We start from the raw sequence: 22,472 nt of genomic DNA on the forward strand, positions 1-22,472 counted from the left end.
TTTAAAAACTATAAAAAAAACCTTTATTTAAAGGCTAAATTATTGCTGTCGAATAAATGGCATTTGCTTAGATCAAATCCCAAACTAAGACTATCTCCAACGTTGACTTTACTGGCACCATCAGTTTGGACTACTAATGGCTCTCCCTCTTTTTCTAGATATAAAAAAGTAGATGAACCTAATTTTTCAATCACGAATACCTTACTCTCCCAACATTTTTCACCACTATTTATTAAGATATGCTCAGGTCTGATACCAATCTTTACATTATCTCCAGGTGAAACTTTATCTGAAGTTTTTGGAACGATAATTTTTCCTTGTTCTGAAATTTCAACTTCAGTTCCAGAATTATTAGAACTTATAACTTTAGAATTAATAAAGTTCATCTTTGGTGAACCAATAAACCCACCTACAAATAAATTTTCAGGTTCATTGTAAAGTTTTAAAGGTGATCCTTTTTGAGAAACAATACCTTGATCTAATACAACTATATCATCTGCAAGTGTCATTGCTTCTGTTTGGTCGTGTGTAACATAAATCATTGTTGCATTTAATTGATCATGCAATTTAGCTAATTCTACTCTCATCTGAACTCTTAAAGCTGCATCTAAATTAGATAAAGGTTCATCAAACAAAAATACTTTTGGTTTTCTTGTAATGGCTCTTCCTATTGCAACTCTTTGTCTTTGTCCACCTGACAATTGTTTTGGTTTTCTCTCTAAGTATTCTTCAATTTGAAGAATTTTAGCAGCCTCCATAACTCTTTCTGTAATTTCTTCTTTAGATTTTTTTTCAATCTTTAATCCAAAAGCCATGTTATCAAAAACAGTCATGTGTGGATACAATGCATAAGATTGAAATACCATTGCGATATTTCTTTCTTTAGGAGGAAGATCATTCACAACTTGTCCATCTATTGAAATTGTTCCTGAGTTGATCTCCTCTAAGCCTGCAATCATTCTTAACATTGTTGATTTACCACATCCGCTTGGTCCAACTAATACAGTGAAAGATTCACTCTTAATATCTAGAGACACATCTTTGATCACATGTGTAGATCCAAAAGATTTATTTATGTTCGAAATATTTATCTCAGCCATCTTAAATTAATATTTATATTGTATTTTCAGTTTATATTTGATTATATTTATTTAGCATATTTATAAACTGGAGAAAACACAATGAGCAAAATTGCAATTATTGGAGCAGGACCTTGCGGTCTATCAATGTTAAGAGCATTCGAACACTTAGAAAATAGAGGTGAAAAAATTCCTGAAATAGTTTGTTTTGAAAAACAAGAAGATTGGGGAGGTTTGTGGAACTATAATTGGAGAACAGGTAGTGATCAATATGGAGACCCAGTTCACAATAGTATGTATAGATATTTATGGTCAAATGGTCCAAAAGAATGTTTGGAGTTTGCAGATTATTCTTTTGATGAACATTTTGGGCAACCAATTCCTTCTTTTCCTCCAAGAGAAGTTTTGCAAGATTATATTCTTGGAAGAGTAAGCAAAGGCAAAATTAAAAATAAAATAAAACTAAACACAAAAGTAACCAATGTAACTTTCAACAATGAAAAATTTGAAATAACTTATCAAGACAAAGTTAAGGATGAAATTTCAAAAGATACATTTGATTATTTAGTTGTTTCTACTGGTCATTTCTCAGTTCCTTTTATTCCTGAATATAAAGGAATGAATTCTTTTCCAGGAAGAATAATGCACTCACATGATTTTAGAGATGCAGAAGAATTTAGAGGAAAAGATGTGATAGTTTTAGGAAGCAGTTATTCAGCTGAAGATGTTGCTTTACAGTGTAATAAATATGGAGCTAATAGTGTAACTATTGGATATCGAAATGCACCTATGGGATTTAAATGGCCTAAAGGCATGAAAGAAGTTCACTATCTAGATAGATTAGAAGGAAAAAAAGCAATCTTTAAAGATGGTACTGAACAAGATGCAGATGCAATAATACTGTGTACTGGTTACCTGCATCATTTTCCATTTCTAGATGAAAGCATAAAGTTAAAAACACATAACAGATTGTATCCACCAAAATTATATAAAGGAGTTGTTTGGCAAGATAATCACAAACTTTTATATCTTGGTATGCAAGACCAATTCCATACTTTTAATATGTTTGATTGCCAAGCTTGGTTTGCAAGAGATGTGATCATGGGAAAAATTAAAATGCCAAGTGCTGATGAAATTAATAAAGATATCAATAAATGGGTTGCTATGGAGGAAAAATTAGAAAACCCAGATCAAATGATTGATTTTCAAACTGAGTACACAAAAGAACTTCATGATATGTCTGATTATCCAAAAATAGATTTTGAATTAATTAGAAAACATTTCAAAGAATGGGAACATCACAAAGTAGAAGATATCTTAACTTACAGAAATAAATCGTTTTCATCACCTGTCACAGGTTCTGTTGCACCTATACACCATACTCCATGGGAAACTGCAATGGATGACTCGATGAAAACTTTTTTAAATAAATAATTAATAGTTAACTTTTAATTTTTTATTTTTTGTGATTGCACTTAATAGTGCATACATAAGTGGTATTTTATTTTTATTAATTTTTTTCAATATGTAGGGTGCAATCTCTCTAGCCAGATCTGCGCCCTCAACTGTATCATTTTTCATAAACTTATTTTTTGCAATTTTAAAAGTATAGCCTTTTCCTAAATATTCGCCCATTTTGCTATTTCTTCCTCCAACTGCACTAACATATAAGTCACCCACTCCAGCTAACCCATGAACTGTTTCTTTTTTACCTCTGAAATATTTTATTAAATATTCCATTTCATCTAATGATTTTCTAAATAAAGCTGAAGCAGTATTTTCACCTTCACCTGATCCAATAATCATTGAATATATGTTTTTAATTGCAGATGAAAATTCAACACCTTTTACATCACTTGAATATTCTGTTTTGTAATATTTAGTTGAGATTAATTTTCCTATATTTTTTGCAATATTAATATTCTTGTTTGCTATCACGGTGTAACTTTTGATTTTTTTTGCTAACTCTTTTGCCAAACAAGGTCCTTTTAAAACTGAAATATTTAAATTTTGATTTCCTTTGTTTATCTGCTCAGACATAGTAATAATTTTTTTATTATTTCGATCATATTTAAGACCTTTGGTCAAAACTAGAATAGAAACTTTTCTCTTTATATTTTTTAAATACTGTCTAACCATTTCAATTCCAATAGAACTTACTCCAACAACAACTAAGTCCCATTTTTCATTAAGTAAGTCTGATGAAAATTTTTTGACAGTAACTCTTTTAGATAACTTAAGTTTTAATGCTGGATGAAATTTGTTTTTGGTTATTAATTTATTTAATAGATCTTTACTGTAAGGCTCAGTTAAAGTTACTTTATGATTATTGTCAGCGAGGGGAAAGGTAAATGCAGCACCCATTGCTCCCGCTCCTATTATTAAAACTTTTTTCATAAGACTAGTTAAGCTAAAGTTTTTTTAATTGCTAGTTTCCATCCTGCTAAAAGATCATTTCTTAATGTTTTTTTAATATTTGGTGAGAAAACACGATCTTTTTTCCACATATTTTTGATTTGATTTAAAGATTTATATTCTCCTATTTGATATCCAGCTAATAAAGCTACACCTAAAGCAGTTGTTTCTAGTATTTTTGGTCTAACTACTTTTAAATTAATAATATTGGCTAAAAATTGTGTGAACCAATTGTTTGCAACCATTCCACCATCTACTTTAACTATTCTTGGTTTCAAACCATCCTTGTTCATTGAGTCAAACAAATCAAAACTTTGATAACCAACAGATTCTACTGTTGCTCTCACAATACTTTTCCAATCACTGTCTCTTGTTAGTCCTGTGATTACTCCTCTAGCATCTGGCCTCCAATAAGGTGCTCCCATTCCACTAAAAGCTGGCACAACAAAAACACCATCATTAATTTTAGAGGATTTTGAAATCTTTTCAGTTTCGGGTGCTTTTTTAATCAATTTTACTTTATCTCTTAGCCATTGTACTCCTGCCCCCGCTATAAAAATTGAACCTTCTAAGGCGTAAGTATTTTTGTTATTTAATCGATAGCAGATAGTAGTCAGTAATTTATTTTTTGAATTAATTTTTTTTGTACCGGTATTCATAATAACAAATGCACCAGTACCATATGTACTTTTTATAGATCCTTTTTCAAAACAAGTTTGTCCAAATGCTGCAGCCTGCTGATCACCAAGAACTGCAGAAATTGAAATTTCAACTCCTGTAATTTTTTTATCTGTTTTTCCAAAATTATCTGCTGAGTTTTTGACTTCTGGTAAAATCTTTTGTGGAATATTTAGTTTTTGTAAAATTTCTTTGTCCCATTTACTATTATTAATATTATATAGCATTGTTCTGCTTGCATTAGATGCTTCAGTTAAATGCTGCTTACCTTTTGTTAATTTCCAAATTAAAAATGTATCTACAGTACCAAACAATAAATTATTTGAACTAAGAAGTTTTTTTGAAATTTTAACATTGTCTAAAATCCATTTAATTTTTGTTGCTGAAAAATATGGATCTATAAATAATCCAGTTTTATTTCTAAATGAATTTTCATAATTTTTTTTCTTAAGCAGTTTACAGTAATCTTGGGTTCTTCTATCTTGCCATACAATTGCATTATAAATTGGCTTTCCTGTTTTTTTATTCCATAAAATTGTGGTTTCCCTTTGATTTGTAATTCCGATTGTAAGTATGTGGCCTTTTAATTTTTTGGCTTTATTTAGTACTTGTTTTAAAGCTTTAAGTGTTGTGGACCAGATCTCATTTGGATTATGTTCAACCCACCCATTTTTTGGAAAATATTGTTTAAATTCATATTGTGAAACAAAAACAATATTACCTTTTGTATCAAATAAAATTACTCTTGAAGATGTCGTTCCTTGATCGATGGAAATGATAAATTTTTTCAATGGACTAAGCTATACCTAAGTGTTTTTTTCTTTTCTCAACCCAAGTTCTTATTAAATTATCAAAAATCAAACCTATGAAAGCAACACAGATACCTAAAGTTAAGCCTATTCCAGCTCCATTTTTATCTGATAATGCCTTCAAAATGTACTGGCCCAGATCTTCTGTACCAATAAAAGCTCCAATAATGACCATAAATAAAGCAAATACGATTGTTTGATTTATCCCAAGCATCATATGTGGGAAAGCTAATGGAAATTCAATCTTAGTTAATCTTTGAAATTTATTTACACCAGACATTGTTGCTGCCTCATGCAAACCAGCAGGCACACTTCTTAATCCTTCAATAGTATATCTAGTTGCTGGAATTGTTGCATAAACAATTACTGCAATTAAAACTGAAGTATCTGTAATTCCAAAAAGCATCATTACAGGAATTAAGTATACAAAAGATGGGAACGTCTGAAAAATATCACAAACCCCTAACATAAATGCTGCAGACTTTTTATTCTGGAAACATAAAGTTCCAACTGTAAAACCTATTAAACAAGAAACAACTACTCCAAAAGTTGCCATGTACAATGTAACCAATGCTCTATCCCACCATGGACTTAACGCTATAAACAAAGTTAAAGCAGCAACAACTAATGCTGATCTAATTCCTCCAATTAAATAACCAGCGCCTACAGCCAATACTAAAGTGGCAACTGCTGGCATTCTTAAATACAAAGCTCTCATTGGTTGAAGCACATCTACAATTAACCAGGTATTGAATGCTTTGATATAAACAAAGAAAGTATCAAAAATCCAATCAACACCTTTGTTCCAAAAATCAGCTGTTGAAATTCCTTTATTATGTGGAACTTCAAATAAATAATTAAATGTATCTTTAAAAATAAATGTTCCAACATAAGCAAGAATAATTCCAAGAATTATTGAGCCACCAAAAAATATAATATTTTTATTTCTTTGGAAAAATGTAAGATTGCCAAAATAATCTTGTTGTTGGTTTGCCCAAGCCAATGACATTTTATCTAATAGAATTGCAATCAAACTAATACATAAACCTGCCTCAAGAGCGAGACCAATGTTAAGCTGGTTTAGAGCTAACAACAAATTAAATCCTAAACCTTTTGCACCGATAAATGCTGATATAACAGCCATTGAGAAGCAAACCATTATCACTTGGTTAACTCCAATTAAAATATCTCTTCTTGCAGTTGGAATAAGTACTTTGGTCATTAACTGCCAATTTGTGCAACCACTCATTCTTCCTGCTTCGATGACTTCTGGAGGAACTGCTCTTAGTCCAAGAATAGTTAATAAAATCATTGGAGGTACTGCTACTACCATTGTAATTATTACAGCTGCATGATCACCAACACCGAACAAAACAAGGGCAGGAACTAATACTGCGTATTGAGGCATTGTTTGCATCACTAAAAGAATTGGGTACAAAGCATTTTCTACTCGTTTACTTTTATAAGCAGCAATACCTAAACTAATACCAAATACAAATGACAATGGAACTGCAACCAATATGAAAGAAAGTGTTTGCATAGAAGGTTTCCACTGACCAAATATTGAAATATAAACCATTGTTAAACCTGCAAATATAGCAAGTCCTTTACCACTTAATTTATATGCAAGTATTGTTGCTCCAGCAGCAACGATAGTCCAAGGTAATCCAGGTAATTCCAACCAAGGATGAGCATCAATAAAATCCCAGCTAGTGAATGCAACTATAGTTTCTAAACCTCCAAGCAAAATTTCTCTAATCAACTCAATCAAAAACGTCATAAAAGACGTCAAATTTCTACTAATCTCTAATAACAATGGTCTAGTTTTGAACTCTTGAGTATCTTCATTCCAAAATTCCATTGGCATCCACTCGTTCATTAAGAAAAATAAAGAGTCGTTTATCCAGATAGGCAACCAACCAAGTAAAGGAGGCAATCTCCAAAATACATCGAAAGCATAATATCGGACTTCTTTACCTAGAAAAAAATAAACACTTTGGTTAGGATCTTTTACAAATTCTGCTTGGCCTCTTATAAATTTATAAGTTTCAGGAACTTCAATTGCAAAACATAGAGCAAAAAACACAACCAACAAAAATATCCATTGAAACAACTTTGGGTATTTTTTTAAATATTCCATGTTTTAGCTACTATTTTTTCTTCCTCCAAAAACTGTATCAATAATTGTTGAAGGTTTTATTGAACCAATAATATTGTTATTAGAGTCAACTACTCCTACAATTTTTTCTTGGGTAAGAATTTTTTCTGCAACATTTTCAATAATGTCATCTTTTGAAACTTTTAAATCTCCTATATTATCTTTATTTGAACTATCCATTACATCTTCAATGACTAAAACTTTTTCTCTTGGAACTTCTTCAGTAAATTTTCTTACATATTCTGTAGCTGGATTTAAAACAATGTTAGCGGGTGTATCTAACTGTTCTATAATACCATCTTTCATGATCGCAATTCGGTCCGCTAATTTTAAAGCCTCATCAAAATCATGGGTAATAAACATAATTGTTTTTTGTAATTTTTCTTGCAGTCTTAAAAACTCGTCTTGCATTTCTTTTCTTATTAGTGGGTCTAATGCTGAAAACGGTTCATCTAAAAACCAAATATCAGGTTCCACTGCCAAAGATCGAGCAATCCCAACTCTTTGTTGTTGACCTCCTGAAAGCTCTCTTGGAAAATAATTTTCTCTTCCATCAAGTCCAACTAGTTTAACCATTTCCATTGCTCTACTAATACTATCTTCAGTCTTAATACCCTTTATCTGAAGTGGGAAAGCAATATTTTCTACAACTGTTTTATGAGGCAACAATGCAAAGCTTTGGAAAACCATTCCCATTTTATTTCTTCTAAGCTCAATTAATTCCTTATTATTTAATTGAAGCAGGTCTTGGCCTTCAATGAAAATTTTTCCTCCAGTTGCGTCTGTTAATCTTGAAATACATCTTAGCAATGTTGATTTACCTGAACCAGATAAACCCATTACTACCAGCATTTCTCCTTTTGCAACTTCAAACGAAGCGTTGTTAACTCCAACTATGCAGCCGTTTTCTTGAAATGTTTTTGCATCTACATTACCGTAAGATTCTTCAAGCATTTTTTTGGCATTCTCACCAAAAATTTTATAAACTGACTCACACTTAATAACGGTCTCAGACATAAATCTTCACAAAGTTATATGATATTCAATAAAATTTAAATGTTAAATATTGTAACCTTTCATACTTAAAAATTCTTAATATAGTAAACTCTTGTATCAATTCCCGTACTTAAAAAACTCAAAGCTTCACCACTAACAGTTATACTTTCATCTACTCCTACATTGTTACCGCTTACAGTAAAACCAGCATAACACTTGCCTTTTTCTTGATCCCATTTGACAAAAGTTTCATCAATTTTATTTCCGTTAATCGTATAAAGTTCATGAGCTCTAAAATTTAAAAAATTAGCGCCCATTATTGCTCTTTGTGGAATTAATTTTGTAGCTTTGCATACTTGCTCATACACCTCATCAGTTAATCTATAATGGTCAGTTCCATCGAAAGATACAAGTATTCCTGAAGGTAATTTAGATATTAATTCACTAAGTTTTTTTTCTTCGGCAATTCTTTGTTCTTCTAATTTCATTTTTTTGACAAGTTCATCTCCTTGACCAAATATTCCATTTAAAATGCCAAAAAAAGCTATCACTATTACTGTAACTACAATTAAACCAACAAATTGTTTTGTAGCGTTTGTGGTTTCTTCTGTTTTATTTAAATTATTTTCTTTTGACATTATTCTTGTAACTTTCCGTTTATCCAAGTGCCTGATACTTGTTTACCGTCTGCCCAAGTAAATGTTCCTTGTCCATTCATGAAACCCTTGGACCATTCACCGTCATACGTAGATCCATCTGGAAATGTTAAAACTCCCTGTCCACTCCATTCACTATTTTTAAATTCACCTTTGTAAATATATCCGTTAGGCCATGTCTCAACTCCTTGACCTTGTTTTTTAGTTGCAACCCATTCCCCTTCATAGGTTGTCTTATCAGTGTAAACCCATTTACCATAACCATTCTCACAATTTCCTTCTTTGCATCCGGTGCTTCGTGCAAATACGGAAGAAGTAATTAAAAAAGTAAAAAATATAAATAGAAGAAGTTTTTTCATAAGGTTATTTTACATAAATTCAGATAAAAAAAAATCCCCCCCAAACAAGTTGGGGGAGATTTAAATTTTTTACTTTTATCTATCCCTAGTTAGTAAAAGCTTTCCAAACTGACTCGTTATCAGCTAACCATTTTTTAGCTGCATCTTCGTGAGTCATTTTGTCAACGTCAACTAAAGCTGCCATTGCACCAATTTGACTTGTAGAGAATGACATTTTTTTGAACGCTGCTGCTGCTGCAGGATGAGTTTTTGGAAAATCTTCATGCACAGCTTTTTTTAAGTAACCATCTGGAGAACCACATTTTCCATCTCCTCCATCTTCTGGTCTACAACCAGCAGTATATGGTGGAAAGTCGATGAAAGTAAAACCAGCACCATCAGTAAAGTTAGGTGTCCAGTTAAAGATAATAGTTCCTCTTCCTTCTTTTTCAGCTGCTGCTAACTCAGCCCAAAGTGCATCTGCACTTCCAGCAAATTTAACCCACCAAAGATCACCTAAACCTAATGCATCAACCCTTTGCGGAATTAAATCACCGTGCCAAGTTTGAGGACCTTCCAACATTCTTCCTTTTCCATCTGGTGAGTCAGGTGTTGTAAAGTTTTTAGCACAGTCTGGATTTTTTAAAGCTGTCCAATCTGGTAGACCTGGGCATAGACCTTTGTCAGCAACCCAGTTAGGGTAACCCATATCTTCTAGAGTTCTAGCCTCATGATCACCCCAATCAAGTAAACCACCTTTATCTAAAGCAGTAGTAAATGACTTACCGAATGCAGACTCCCATACTTCATGAGAAATTGTTACGTCTCCAATTCTAATTGATTCATAAACTGCTTGTGAGTCAGCGTTTACATATTTTACATTGTTGCCCATGCTTTCAAATATTCCACCAATAACATATGCCATAACAATTTGTGATGACCAGTTATGAGTTGGAATTACGATGGGCTTTTTGCTATCTGCAGCGTTAGATATTCCTGTAAAACTTACTAAAGAAATAACTAGAGCAGAAAGTAATGAAACGATTTTTTTCATTTTTCCCCCTATTGTTAAAAATTATAACTTCAACTATCTATAAATTTATTAGTATAGTCAACTGATTTTGAATGTAATAAAGTCTCACCAAAAATTTATATGCTAGGAACTAGTAAAGATATTAAAAACCCAGGTTTAAATATACTTCCACCCGGGGTTGAACGTCATATTGTTAACGGAGGAGGTCTTACTGCTTTTCAAATTTTTCCAGATGATGAAATAGAGATAATTAACAATGAAGGAAATCAAATTTGTGAAATAATTTGCTTTAATAAAGACGGAAAGTCAGAATTAAGTATTTTAAATTTAAAAGAAAATAGTCAAAAAAATTTCATAAGAGATATTTTAAATAGAAAAGATGAAACAATCTTAGCAACAAATTACCAGTTAAAAAAGAGAAACCTAAATATAAAAGAATCTAAATCGTCCATAATTTTTGATCTTGATACAAAAGCTGAAGAAAAGATTAAACTTAAATCAAAAGATAAATGTTATGCAATCTTTGCTGCACCTGGTGAAGATATGGTTGTTACCAAACAAAATCCACCGACAGATTTAACAATATTTATTAAAAGAGCAAAAATTATAAATGATAAAGAGCTAAGTGTTATACCTGATCCAGTTTTTGAACCACTTTATGAAAAAAACATAGATAAAGAAACTTCAACATCTTACCAAGTTAAAGAAGGAGATTACATTCAAGTAATAAGTCCAACTGGAAGACAATGTTCAGACTTTGTAGCATTTGATACAAAAAAATTAGAAAAAGGGATTGAAAAAGGATTAGATTGGCAAACAACTAGAACTTTTATGGGAAACACTTTTCCTGGTCCTGGATTGCATTCAAAATTTTATGATACTGATCATGAACCCTTAGTAGAAGTAATAAGAGATACCGTTGGTAAACATGATACTTTTAATCTTGCATGTACTTCAAAATATTATGAAGATGCAGGTTACTTTGGTCACCCTAATTGCTCAGATAATTTAACTGAAAGCATGTCAAAATATGGAGTGCAAAAACAAAAAGGATGGCATGCAATTAATCTATTTTTTAATACATCTGCTGCTGGATTAAATTCTGTAATATCAGATGAATCTTATTCTAGACCAGGTGACTATGTCATGTTTAGAGCATTAAAAGATTTAACAATTGGTACCACAGCTTGTCCTAGCGATATTGATGCTTGTAATTCATGGAATCCTACTGAAATTTTTGTTAGAACTTATGACAAAAATAAAGAATTTAGAAAGTCATTTGCTTTTCGAATGAAAACAGATTCAGAAAAAAAATTAACTAGAAATTCAGGTTTCCACGAACGTACATCTCAACTTACTAGAAATTTTGTTGATGCAAGAGGTTTTTGGCTTCCAAATGATTATACAAAACACGGAATAGTAAATGAATATAATGCCTGTAGAAACGATGCGGTATTAATTGATTTATCTTCACTTAGAAAATTTGAAATAATAGGTCCAGATGCTGAGGAATTATTAAACTACACACTTACAAGAAACATCAAAAAATTATCAGTTGGCCAAGTTGTCTATTCTGCAATGTGTTATGAAAATGGAATGATGTTTGATGATGGAACGTTGTTAAGATTAAGCGAAACAGGATTTAGATGGATATGTGGTGATGAGTATGCTGGAGAATGGTTAAAAGAAATAGTGAAGAAAAAAAATTTTAATGCAAATGTTAAAAATTCAACAGACCAAATCAGTAATGTTTCTATACAAGGTCCAAAAAGTAGAGAAATTTTAAAAAAGATAATTTTTACACCACCCACTCAACCATCTATTGATGAACTTGGTTGGTTTAGATTTACAATTTGTAGAATTGAAGAATTACAAGGTATTCCGCTAATCGTTTCTAGAACAGGTTATACAGGTGAACTTGGTTATGAAGTATGGTGTCATCCAAATCATGCTCCTGAAGTTTGGGATAAATTAATGGAAGCAGGAAAAGATGATGGTTTAATTCCTGCTGGTTTTGCAGCTTTAGATAAACTTAGAATAGAAGCTGGATTAATTTTATTTGGAAATGAATTTGATGGTCAACAAGATCCCTTTGAAGCAGGAATTGGATTTGCGGTTCCTTTGAAAACTAAAGAAGAAGACTTCATAGGTAAAGAAGAATTAATTAAAAGAAAAAATAATCCACAAAAAAAATTAGTTGGCTTAGAATTAATTGGAAAAGAAATTGCTGGGCACGGTGATTGTGTTCATATTGGAAGAGCTCAAGTAGGTGTTGTTACAAGTGGATGTCTATCATCAACTCTAAATAAAAATGTAGCTCTTTGTAGAATTGATGCTCAATATTCAGAAATTGGAACTGAAGTTGAAGTTGGAAAAATTGATGGTCACCAAAAAAGAATTGGTGCAAAAGTTGTTGGCTTTCCATTCTACGATCCAACTAAGTCTAGAGTAAGATCTTAAAAAAATGCCAAAAGAAAAAAAGACCCTTTTAGATTTTTGGGAAGAACAAATGAAACAATCTCATACTTCTAGTAATTATTTTTTTAGAAAGTCTCCTTCTCACTATCACATGATGTTATTAGTTATGTCTGCATTTAAAGAGGGCTCGAAATTATCTGTCGAGGAATTAAAAACAAAATTATTTAAAACATCTAGACCAAAATCTGCACTAATAATTACTGAAGCTTGTGAAAAAGGATTCTTTAAACTAGAAAAAACTTCAACTGATCAGCGAATTAAAAACATAGTCCCAAGTGAGTCATTTATTAAAGAATTTAATGACTACTTAGAAACATTAAAAAACATCAGTTATTAATTAATTTTTTGATTGATATAAAAAGTATCTAATTTTTATATATAATTTTTACTTCTATAAATAATCATATTAATTACCATTATCAAAAAATAATGTTTTGATATGACGACATTACCTTCAAAAGCAAAAGTAGTGATAATCGGTGGTGGTATACACGGTTTAAGTACTGCATGGAAACTTTCAGAAACTTACAAAAATCCTGGTGACATAGTTGTATTAGAAAAAAAAGATACAGCTGCTGGTGCAAGTGGAATTGCATGTGGAGTTGTCAGAAATAATTATTTTCAGCCAGCAATGAGAGAATTAATGGCTCATTCAGTTTCAGTGTGGGAAAGTGATCCTAAAGCATTCAAATATAATCCAGTTGGATACTTGCAAATATCTCCAGAGGTAATGCATGAAGATGTTGCAAGTATTTATGAGCAACAAAAAGCAATTGGATACGAGTCAGTTTTTATTGAAGGAGAAAAAGATTGCACAAATTACATGAAGGGAATTTTTGATGATTGGCAAGCTCAAGGTATCACTTCTGTACTTCATGAGAAAAAAGGTGGATACGCTTTTAATAAAGATTCAATTAAAGCCCTAGAGAACAAATCTACATCTAATGGTGTCCAAGTTATGAAAGGTGTAAGAGTGACTGGTTTTAAAAAAGGAAGTAACAGTCAAGCAGTAACTGGTGTTGAAACTGACAAAGGAACTATTGAGTGTGAACAAGTAGTTGTTGGTGCAGGACCATGGGCAAGAGATTTTTGGAATATGCTAGAGTTACCAAAGACAGCTCACATAAAAGGTAAAGATGGTAAGATGCATGAAACTGATATGTGGACTTACTGGATGCTTCAAGAAGGAGTTATCGGTGTTGAACCAGATTTCTTAAAAACAAATGACGGTAAACAACCGCCTGTAGTTCACGTTGACTCAACAGCACCTTTATACTCTGACAAAACAAAAAAATTATTAACAGATAAAATTTGGGGAATTTATTATAAACCTGATATTGAAGGTTTAGGTGTACAAGGTGGAACTTCTCCTTACATTGTTAAAAAACATTTTGATGAAGTAAACGTTGATCCTTATGGAATTGAGTCTCCAGAGTATCAAACAACAGACGCTTTTAGTGAAATGTGGTGTTCAGCACTTGCGCACTGCCAAAAAAGATTTGAAGGAAAATCAGATTTATACAGAAAAGGACCATCGGGTGGTTTGGGATGTATGACACCTGACTCATTTCCTATCTTCGATAGATTTTTTGAAAACGTTTACATGATTGCTGATGCTAATCACGGATATAAAATGATTGGTGTTGGTGAACTTGTTGCAAAAGAAATTCTTGGTACTGAAAGTGATTTATTGAAGCCGTTTAGATTCAACCGTTACGAGAAGGGTGAACTTCATCCGACTTCTAACAGTCCGTTCCCTTGGAGTTAAACTCTAAGCCTAGACACAAATAAAGTTTTCAGCTACGCTTGAATAATTAATAATTCATTGAGGGGTGAAAATGACGGATCTAGAAAAACATGTTAACCAGCCAGGTAGAGCTAAACTAGTAAAAAAAGTTCGAGAAAAAATTAACGAACTTGGAATAACTTATATTTATTATCAATTTATTTCTGTAACAGGAAGAGTTGTAGGTAAAGGTATACCTGCAGATCACTGGGAAAGAACAGCAGAAAAAGGTTTTCAATTAGTTTACGGAGCAACTGCAAACTTATTTTTAGATCGTCACAACAACTACATTGGTTATGGTCCAGAAGCTATGGAGCTTGTTGGAATACCTGATCCAGATACTTTTGTACAATTACCTTGGGACAAAAGAGTTGGAAGAGTTTTTGTAACATGTTTTAGAAATAGGGAAGAAAGACAAAATCCAGGCGGTCACTTAACTTCAGACTGCAGAGGAAATCTAAGAATTTTCATGGATGAATTTAAGAAAAAACATGGTCTAGAATTAAGAGTTGGTACTGAGCCTGAAATGATGTGGTTAACAAAAAATGAAGATGGAACCCCTACTGGTAAAGGTTTTTCTAAGCCATTCTGTTATCACATTGATCAATTTGAGTCGTTGAGACCTGTATTTATGAAGGTAATTGAATACGCAAAAGCGATGGGACTTGATATGATTCAAGGAGACCACGAAGATGCACCAGGTCAATTAGAATTAAACTGGACTTATGATAACGTTTTAAGAAACGCAGATAGATTATCAACATACAGACAAATTTGTGCTCAAGTTGCAAGAGAACATAACTTGATAGCTTGCTTTATGACTAAACCTTTCATGGGAGTTTCTGCAAGTGGATGTCATACAAATATGTCTCTATGGAAAGGTGGAAAAGTTAAAGTAAACAAACTTGGAAACAAAAAACTTCCAGGTGTTGAAGAAGTATTTAGTTACGTTGAAGGTGGAACAAATACTTTTATGCCTGATACTAAAGATATGCAGTTACCAGGTAAAATTGGTTTACAATCAATTGCAGGTATCATGGAACACTTACCAGCACTAACAGCATTAGGATCTTCTACAGTTAACTCTTATAGAAGATTATGGGATCAAGGTTTCTGGGCACCGGTTTATGCTGACTGGGGATACCAAAATAGAACATGTGGATTAAGAGTTTCTGCACCAGGTAGATTTGAATACCGATCAGTAGACTCTATGCACAATCCATACTTATTAGGTGCAGCGTTACTAAAAGCATGTGATCATGGAATTAGTAAAAAATTAAAACCAGCTGCTCCTGAATCTAGAAATATTTACGAAGCTCAAAAGGCTGGTAAAGATGTTAAAAAACTTCCATTAAGTCTTGGTGAAGCTTTGGCTAGACTTGCAGAGGATGAAGTAATTAAATCTGCAATGCCAGATGAAATGTATAAAGTTTTCCATTGGTACAAAAATGATGAGTGGGAAAGATTCTTGGGTGCTACAACTCAATGGGATCTAGATACTTATCTTGATTGCTTACCGTAGGTCGTTAATTAATAGAAAGATAGAAAGGTATAAAGGATATGTGTGGGATAGCAGGATTAATTCATAGAGGAAAATCCTCAAATGTTGGAAGCGAATTACAAGGAATGCTTCAAGCGTTAAAACATAGAGGTGAAGACTCAACTGGATATGCTTTGTATGGAGATACAGATGGCAAAAATTTCATCATGCGTTTTAAAGTTGGTGAGAACGTAGGAGAAGGAAGTTCATCAATTATGGAAGATGTTTCTGTATATGATGAAAGAAAAAAAGTTGTAGATCAAACTTTAGCTGAAATGGGAGCTAAAGTTGTTAAAGAAGAAAGAACACTTCCCTACTCTTTAAGATATGAAATTGACTACAATGCAAAAGATTTGTTAGATTTTTCTCAAAGAATAGAAAGCATTCCAGGTGTAGAGATTTTATCTATGGGTAAATCATTAGAAGTTATTAAAGATTTAGGTAACGCGAAAATGGTTTGTGATAGATATAGTCTAGATAAAGTTGTTGGAACTCATGCAATAGGTCATGCTAGAATGGCAACTGAGTCTGGTGTTGATATCAAATCTGCCCACCCTTTCTGGGGTTATCCTTTCAGTGACGTTTCTGTAGTTCACAATGGTCAGTTGACAAACTATTGGAACAACAGAAGAGTGTTGGAAAATAAAGGCATGAGATTTATGTCTGAGTGTGACTCAGAATTAATCGCAGTTTATCTTGCAGAAAAAATGAGAGATGGTGCAACTTTAGAAGAAGGCATGAAAGAAAGCTTAACTGGTTTAGATGGAGTGTTTACTTACTTTGTAGCGACAAAAGACTCTTTAGGTATGGCAAAAGATACTATGGCTGCAAAACCTTTAGTTCTATATGAGTCAGATGATTTAGTTGCAATGGGATCAGAAGAAATAGCTATTAGATCTGTGTTACCACAAGAAATAGACACATATGATCCATTTGATGGGGAGGTAAAAGTATGGCAAATCTAAAAACTGTATCAAAAAAATCTAAAGCCCAATCAATGGGTATGCATACTGAGGTTTTAACAGGAAGAACTCAACAAAAATTCTTTAATCCTGATGAGGCTGAAAACTTTTATTATTTTGGAACATACGATGTAGATTTTAATAAAAGAACTGAGCTTGATGTAAAAGATATGACGGCTCCAGAAGCTAATAAGGAAATTGATAATTTAATGAGCCAAGGTTACGGAACAATTGTAATCAAAAACCCTCAGGGAAAACATAGCTTAGGTGTTGGTATTTTAAATAAACTTAATTTAATTTTTGAAGGAAGTTTAGGATACTTTGGAATGGGTTCATGCGATGGTCCAATCGTTAGAATTAACGGAAGAGTTGGATGGTCATGCGCTGAAAACTTAATGGCTGGTAAAGTTGTAATTGAAAAAAATGCTGGATCTTGTTTTGGTGCGGCTATCAGAGGTGGAGATTTAATCTGCAAAGGTAGCGTTGGTGCTAGAACTGGTATTGATATGAAAGGTGGAACTATCATTATTGGTGGAGATGCTGGTGCATTTACTGGTTTTATGATGCAGAGAGGAAGAATAATAATTCTTGGTAATGTTGGAATTAATTTAGGAGACTCTATGTACGATGGAACTATTTTTGTTGGTGGTGAAATTGGATCTTACGGAAGTGATGCAGTAGACGCTGAACTAACAGATAGTGACCAAGATTGGTTAAAAAGAAAATTAAAAGTTGCAGAAATTGGTGAAAATTTTGATGTAAGTAAAATGAAAAAAATTGTAGCTGGTAAAAAACTTTGGAATTACGATAATTTAGAACCTACAGAGAAGAAGGGAGCAATTTAATGCCTAAGAAAAAAAGTAAAAAGAATAGTAAAGGCGTTGGTGGAAAAGCTGATGTCCATGTACATGAAGAAGGAAAAAGAAATAAAAGTCTACTAGGACATAATGCTATTTTTACTCCTGAAGTTATAGACGACATTCATATTAAATCTCAACTAGGAAGATACAGAATGCGTGGAATGGCATTAATGAAAAAAATTCCAACATTCGATGATTTGGTATTTTTACCTGGAACACTTACAAGATTTGTAATTGAAGGTTATAGAGAAAAGTGTGAAACTAAAACTGTAATTGGTCCAAGATGTGAAAACCCAATTGAATTAGATATACCTGTTTACATTACAGGAATGAGTTTTGGTGCACTTTCATATGAAGCAAAAACAGCTTTAGCAAGAGGAGCTACTATGGCAGGAAGCGCTACTTGTTCAGGTGAAGGTGGAATGATTCCAGATGAAAGAAGATATTCAGAGAAATGGTATTACCAATGTATTCAATCAAGATATGGTTTCAATCCACATCATGCTCAATTAGCAGATGGAATTGAAGTATTTATTGGACAAGGGCAAAAAGTTGGTATGGGTGGACACTTAATGGGTCAAAAAGTAACTGACCAAGTTGCTGAGATGAGATCACTACCATCAGGTATTGACCAAAGATCACCTGCAAGACACCCTGACTGGTTAGGTCCAGATGATTTAGCTCTAAAAGTTGAAGAGTTAAGACAATTAACTAAAAATAAAGTTCCAATTCAGTTAAAACTTGGCGCATCTAAAGTTTATGATGATGTGCGTATGGCTGCAAAATGTGATCCAGACTCTATTTATCTAGATGGCATGGAAGGATCTACTGGAGCAGGACCTCACATTGCTGCTGCAAACACTGGAATTCCAGGAATTGCTGCTATTAGAGAAGCAAGAAGAGCAATTGATGATGTGGGTAAAACTGGAAAAGTAACATTAATTTATGCAGGTGGAATAAGAGATGGTGCTGATATGGCTAAAGCTTTAGCACTTGGTGCTGATGCAATTGCAATTGGTACTGGTTCAATGATTGCACTTAATTGTAATAAAGATATTCCAGAAGCTGATTTCGAAAAAGAAATGGGTGTAAAAGCTGGAGAGTGTTATCACTGCCATACTGGAAGATGTCCAGTTGGTGTTGCTACACAAGATCCTAAATTAAGAGCAAGATTAAATCCTGATGATGCTGCTTTGAGAGTATATAACTATCTGCACTCAATGACTTTAGAAGCTCAATTATTAGCTAGAGCTTGTGGTAAGACGAATATTCATTCGTTAGAACCAGAAGATTTGGCTGCATTAACAACAGAAGCTTCTGCATTAGCGAAAGTTCCACTAGCAGGTACAAACTACACTGTTGGTGTTGATAACTATCATAAAATATAAGAGGTAACGATGGCTAAAAAGAAAACTAAAAAAACTAAATCAAAAGCTAAAGTTTCAAAAGTTAAGTTTGGAGAAAAAAAACAAACTGCTAGAGAAAAAATGATAGGCCAGTCGATTGGTTATAGATATGACGTTAACCTGTTGCCTGATTATAAAAAAATAACTCCATTCTTAAAAAAATATATTGAGGCAATGGGATGGGATGATTTAAATTGGTTGGAAGATGTACACATGGGTTACGAAGAAGGAAGACCTGCTGTGTTTTGTAGAAACGCAAATGGATGGGTAACAATTCCAAAATCAATTAAACTTCCTAACAATCAACAAGACAGAGACATGATTGCAAGAGAGCTTTTAGTTAAGTTTCAAATGTCTCCAAAACACCCTCTTGTTGATTTGAAAAAAGCTTATTTAAAGTTTTAATACTACAATCAAAAGTTGATTTATTATAAAAAAACCTAGTTTAATAACTAGGTTTTTTTATGCTCTTTATATTTGTATCGAAACATAAAATTTTATATGATTCTTAAAACTAATATGGGGAGAGAATAATGACTGATCAGTTAGCTGCTCTTACAACCATATTTACAGAATTCTACTACTGGGTGACAGTAGTGCTGATGTTTTTAATTCACGTCGGATTCTGTATGTATGAAGTTGGAGCTTCTCGATACAAACACCATCAACATACTCTTATGAAAAACACAATGCTGATACCTTTGGTGACAGTAACTTGGTTTTTATTTGGTTGGTGGATTTACTGGGCTTTTCCAACAGGACCTGGATTAGCACCTTCAATAATGAATGAGAGTACTGCACTAATCACAGACGAGTCTGCGTTTAGTGCTACTTGGTATACAGCTACAAGTGAACTTATGGCAATCAATCTAGGAGATCACATTTCTGGTGTCTTCTGGGCTGCATTCCTACTTTTCTCTTGGACAGCTGCTTCTATCGTTTCGGGAGCAATCATTGAAAGAATTACAACATTTGCATTTGGTATTTTAGCAATTGCAATTGGATCTGTATTTTGGACAATTGATGCTGCTTGGGGATGGCACTTTGATGGATGGATGTTAAAACTTTTAGGATACCATGATGCATATGCATCAGGAGTAATTCACGCAATAGCAGGTGGATTTGCTTTAGGTGTTCTTATGGTTTTGGGTCCTAGAATTGGAAAATTCTCATCAAGTGGTGAGCCAAGAAACATTGGGCCTAGAAATCCTTGGCTAGTAACAGTTGGATTATTTTTAATTTATACTGGTTTCTGGGGATTTTATGCTGCATGTAACATTCCAATTTTTGACTTAGGTCCAGAATATGGAATGGAAGGTATATCTTATTGGACAGCTACAAACATATATGTAACTCCTACAACACTTAGTGGTATTACCTTTAACTTCTTGATGTCGTTATCAGGAGGATTATTGGCTGGTTATTGGATTGCTAAAGGTGATCCTTTCTGGACATACTCTAGTGGACTAGCAGGTGTTATCTGTGCTTCAGCTGGAAATGACTTATATCATCCAATTCAATCAATGATCATTGGTATGATCGGTGTTGTGATTGCATACAAACTACATTACTGGGTTGAACGTAAGTTCAAAATCGATGATGCAGTTGGTGCAGTAGCAGTTCACGGTTATGCAGGAGTTGTTGGTCTAATAATTTGTGGTTTTGTTTTATGGGGTTACCCTTCATCTGGTTACAGTGTGGGTGCTATGTGGGATGGAACTACTTATGCAACAATCAATCCTGTAGGACAGTTCATCGGAGCAATAATTATGTTTGTTGTTCTTGGACTGATACCAGGCTATGTCATAGCTAAAGTACTTCACGGTATGGGTAAATTAAGAATCCCTCGTGAGGTAGAAATAGCTGGACTAGATTATGAAATGATGGAGGCTGCTAAAGAAGACGAAAAAGCAGTTTCATCTGCAACCAGGTAAAGGAGAAATATATGGCTACAGTAACAAACTGGATAGATCACCTTAACAAGCCAGCTGAAGAAGTGGTTGGTGCTGTTTACCCTGGTGCTGGATCTAGTGAAGGAATACTAGTAATCATTGCTGTAATCTTATGGATTGGTTGGCACATTTTAACAGCTAAATCTGAGAGTGATGAACTTTCAAGATTAGCTAAAAAGAAACATGGTGCTAACGACCATAAAAGCAATATTACTGATTGGTAATTAAAATTAAAAGAAGGCGTCACATAATTTGTGGCGCCTTTTTTTTTGGAAAAAATTATGACAGATCAAAATAATGAAGAATTAAGACCCTCTAAAATGAGAGGGGTAGCTTTTCCTAAGGCGAAATACGGAGTTATAGCTGCTGTGATAATTATTGTAGTGGTTAATCTAATCTACTATAAGGATTTTTTAATATCTTTATTTAAATAATCTTAAGAAAATTATGTGTGGAATAGTTGGAATTTATTTAAAAACAAAAAAATACGAAAAACATTTAGGTAAATTTTTATCTGGAATGCTAGATGGTATGGCAACAAGAGGACCTGACAGTGCAGGATTTGCAATTTACACCAAAGAAAATAATAAAAATTATAAATATTCAATTTGTCTTAACAAATTAGAATTCAGCGAATTTAAAAAAAAAATATCCAAATATCTAAAAGGAATAAAATTAAATAACTACTCAGATCATGTAGTTTTAGAAACAAGAGAGAAACCCTCTAAAACTCTAAATTTACTAAAAGAAAAAATACCTGAAATTTCTTTGGTTGGTTACGGAAAAAGTATTAATATTTTTAAGCAAACTGGAAATCCTAAAGATGTAGTTAAAAAATTTAAACTTTCCTCTTTTTCTGGAACACATGGAATTGGACATACAAGAATGGCAACTGAAAGTGCAATCACGACTGAAGGGTCTCATCCCTACTCTACATCAGAAGATGAATGTTTAGTGCACAATGGTTCTTTATCAAACCATAACAATGTAAGAAGATCACTAATCAAAGAGGGTCAAAATTTTAATTCAGAAAATGATACTGAGGTCGCAGCAGGATATATTTCAAATCAAATATCAAAAGGAAAAGATTTAGAAAAAACTTTAAAAAATAGCTTAAAAGATCTTGATGGTTTTTATACATTTATAGCAGGAACTAAAAATGGCTTTGCATTGTTAAGAGATGAAATCGCTTGCAAGCCAGCAGTTGTTGCTGAAACAAAAGATTATGTTGCGGTGGCATCAGAATTTCAAGCAATGGCTCATCTTCCAAATGTAAACTCAGCTAAAATTTTTGAACCAAAACCTGGTGTGGTTTATCACTGGTAA

The 22,472-nt window shown here is 33.0% G+C and carries 21 protein-coding genes; 13 read left to right on the forward strand and 8 right to left on the reverse strand.

The window, feature by feature from the left end; translation table 11 throughout:
• Positions 1–23: 23 nt before the first annotated feature.
• Positions 24–1,100, reverse strand: coding sequence for an ABC transporter ATP-binding protein (locus tag ACTTBO_RS06780; RefSeq protein WP_440656937.1), 1,077 nt, complete (start codon positions 1,098–1,100; stop codon positions 24–26).
• An 81-nt stretch (positions 1,101–1,181) separates the two neighbouring features.
• On the opposite strand from ACTTBO_RS06780, the gene ACTTBO_RS06785 reads away from it, so the two are divergent.
• A complete protein-coding gene (locus tag ACTTBO_RS06785) occupies positions 1,182–2,513 on the forward strand; it encodes an NAD(P)-binding domain-containing protein (RefSeq protein WP_440656938.1) in 1,332 nt (443 codons plus the stop codon).
• Here ACTTBO_RS06785 and ACTTBO_RS06790 read toward each other — a convergent pair whose 3' ends face one another.
• From ACTTBO_RS06790 to ACTTBO_RS06820, 7 genes are all read right to left on the reverse strand, one after another.
• The gene (locus ACTTBO_RS06790) at positions 2,514–3,476 is read right to left on the reverse strand and encodes a 2-dehydropantoate 2-reductase N-terminal domain-containing protein (protein ID WP_440656940.1); all 963 of its coding nucleotides are present in this window, start codon (positions 3,474–3,476) and stop codon (positions 2,514–2,516) included.
• Between the two features lie 8 nt (positions 3,477–3,484).
• Positions 3,485–4,963: a glycerol kinase GlpK gene (glpK, locus tag ACTTBO_RS06795; RefSeq protein WP_440656941.1), complete on the reverse strand. Its 1,479-nt coding sequence runs from the start codon at positions 4,961–4,963 to the stop codon at positions 3,485–3,487.
• A 4-nt stretch (positions 4,964–4,967) separates the two neighbouring features.
• Entirely contained in the window at positions 4,968–7,121 is a 2,154-nt protein-coding gene (locus ACTTBO_RS06800; protein WP_440656943.1) for an ABC transporter permease, read from the reverse strand.
• Positions 7,122–7,124: 3 nt separating this feature from the next.
• Positions 7,125–8,156 (reverse strand): quaternary amine ABC transporter ATP-binding protein, encoded by a 1,032-nt coding sequence (locus ACTTBO_RS06805; protein ID WP_440656944.1) that lies wholly within the window; start codon positions 8,154–8,156, stop codon positions 7,125–7,127.
• 65 nt (positions 8,157–8,221) lie between these two features.
• On the reverse strand, positions 8,222–8,773 hold the full coding sequence (locus ACTTBO_RS06810; RefSeq protein WP_440656945.1) for a hypothetical protein: 552 nt from the start codon (positions 8,771–8,773) through the stop codon (positions 8,222–8,224).
• Positions 8,773–9,150 carry a hypothetical protein gene (locus tag ACTTBO_RS06815; protein WP_440656946.1) on the reverse strand — a complete coding sequence of 126 codons (378 nt, stop codon included), beginning with the start codon at positions 9,148–9,150 and terminating at the stop codon, positions 8,773–8,775. The genes ACTTBO_RS06810 and ACTTBO_RS06815 overlap by 1 nt, the downstream gene beginning before the upstream one ends.
• An 85-nt stretch (positions 9,151–9,235) precedes the next feature.
• Positions 9,236–10,183, reverse strand: a complete 948-nt coding sequence (locus tag ACTTBO_RS06820; protein ID WP_440656948.1) for an ABC transporter substrate-binding protein — start codon at positions 10,181–10,183, stop codon at positions 9,236–9,238.
• A 99-nt stretch (positions 10,184–10,282) separates the two neighbouring features.
• Here ACTTBO_RS06820 and gcvT point away from each other — a divergent pair, with 99 nt between their 5' ends.
• From gcvT to ACTTBO_RS06880, 12 genes are all read left to right on the forward strand, one after another.
• On the forward strand, positions 10,283–12,622 hold the full coding sequence (gcvT, locus tag ACTTBO_RS06825) for a glycine cleavage system aminomethyltransferase GcvT (RefSeq protein ID WP_440656949.1): 2,340 nt from the start codon (positions 10,283–10,285) through the stop codon (positions 12,620–12,622).
• A 4-nt stretch (positions 12,623–12,626) separates the two neighbouring features.
• Positions 12,627–12,977, forward strand: coding sequence for a hypothetical protein (locus tag ACTTBO_RS06830; RefSeq protein ID WP_440656951.1), 351 nt, complete (start codon positions 12,627–12,629; stop codon positions 12,975–12,977).
• Positions 12,978–13,079: 102 nt separating this feature from the next.
• Positions 13,080–14,408, forward strand: a complete 1,329-nt coding sequence (locus ACTTBO_RS06835) for an NAD(P)/FAD-dependent oxidoreductase (protein WP_440652229.1) — start codon at positions 13,080–13,082, stop codon at positions 14,406–14,408.
• A 70-nt stretch (positions 14,409–14,478) separates the two neighbouring features.
• Complete coding sequence (locus ACTTBO_RS06840) at positions 14,479–15,948, forward strand: glutamine synthetase family protein (RefSeq protein ID WP_440656953.1); 1,470 nt, start codon at positions 14,479–14,481, stop codon at positions 15,946–15,948.
• A gap of 38 nt (positions 15,949–15,986) precedes the next feature.
• Positions 15,987–16,931 carry a glutamine amidotransferase gene (locus ACTTBO_RS06845; RefSeq protein ID WP_440656954.1) on the forward strand — a complete coding sequence of 315 codons (945 nt, stop codon included), beginning with the start codon at positions 15,987–15,989 and terminating at the stop codon, positions 16,929–16,931.
• On the forward strand, positions 16,919–17,773 hold the full coding sequence (locus ACTTBO_RS06850; protein ID WP_428079748.1) for a GXGXG motif-containing protein: 855 nt from the start codon (positions 16,919–16,921) through the stop codon (positions 17,771–17,773). The genes ACTTBO_RS06845 and ACTTBO_RS06850 overlap by 13 nt, the downstream gene beginning before the upstream one ends.
• Entirely contained in the window at positions 17,773–19,176 is a 1,404-nt protein-coding gene (locus ACTTBO_RS06855; RefSeq protein WP_440656956.1) for an FMN-binding glutamate synthase family protein, read from the forward strand. The genes ACTTBO_RS06850 and ACTTBO_RS06855 overlap by 1 nt, the downstream gene beginning before the upstream one ends.
• Positions 19,177–19,185: 9 nt before the next feature.
• On the forward strand, positions 19,186–19,599 hold the full coding sequence (locus ACTTBO_RS06860) for a hypothetical protein (RefSeq protein ID WP_440618158.1): 414 nt from the start codon (positions 19,186–19,188) through the stop codon (positions 19,597–19,599).
• A 128-nt stretch (positions 19,600–19,727) separates the two neighbouring features.
• The gene (locus tag ACTTBO_RS06865) at positions 19,728–21,128 is read left to right on the forward strand and encodes an ammonium transporter (RefSeq protein ID WP_440634357.1); all 1,401 of its coding nucleotides are present in this window, start codon (positions 19,728–19,730) and stop codon (positions 21,126–21,128) included.
• 11 nt (positions 21,129–21,139) lie between these two features.
• Entirely contained in the window at positions 21,140–21,370 is a 231-nt protein-coding gene (locus ACTTBO_RS06870; protein WP_440656957.1) for a hypothetical protein, read from the forward strand.
• A gap of 57 nt (positions 21,371–21,427) precedes the next feature.
• Entirely contained in the window at positions 21,428–21,580 is a 153-nt protein-coding gene (locus ACTTBO_RS06875; protein ID WP_440653861.1) for a hypothetical protein, read from the forward strand.
• Positions 21,581–21,593: 13 nt separating this feature from the next.
• On the forward strand, positions 21,594–22,472 hold the full coding sequence (locus ACTTBO_RS06880; RefSeq protein WP_440656959.1) for a class II glutamine amidotransferase: 879 nt from the start codon (positions 21,594–21,596) through the stop codon (positions 22,470–22,472).

Origin of the sequence: Candidatus Pelagibacter sp. HIMB1509, assembly GCF_052047855.1 — a bacterium.
In the GTDB taxonomy this organism is placed as follows: domain Bacteria; phylum Pseudomonadota; class Alphaproteobacteria; order Pelagibacterales; family Pelagibacteraceae; genus Pelagibacter.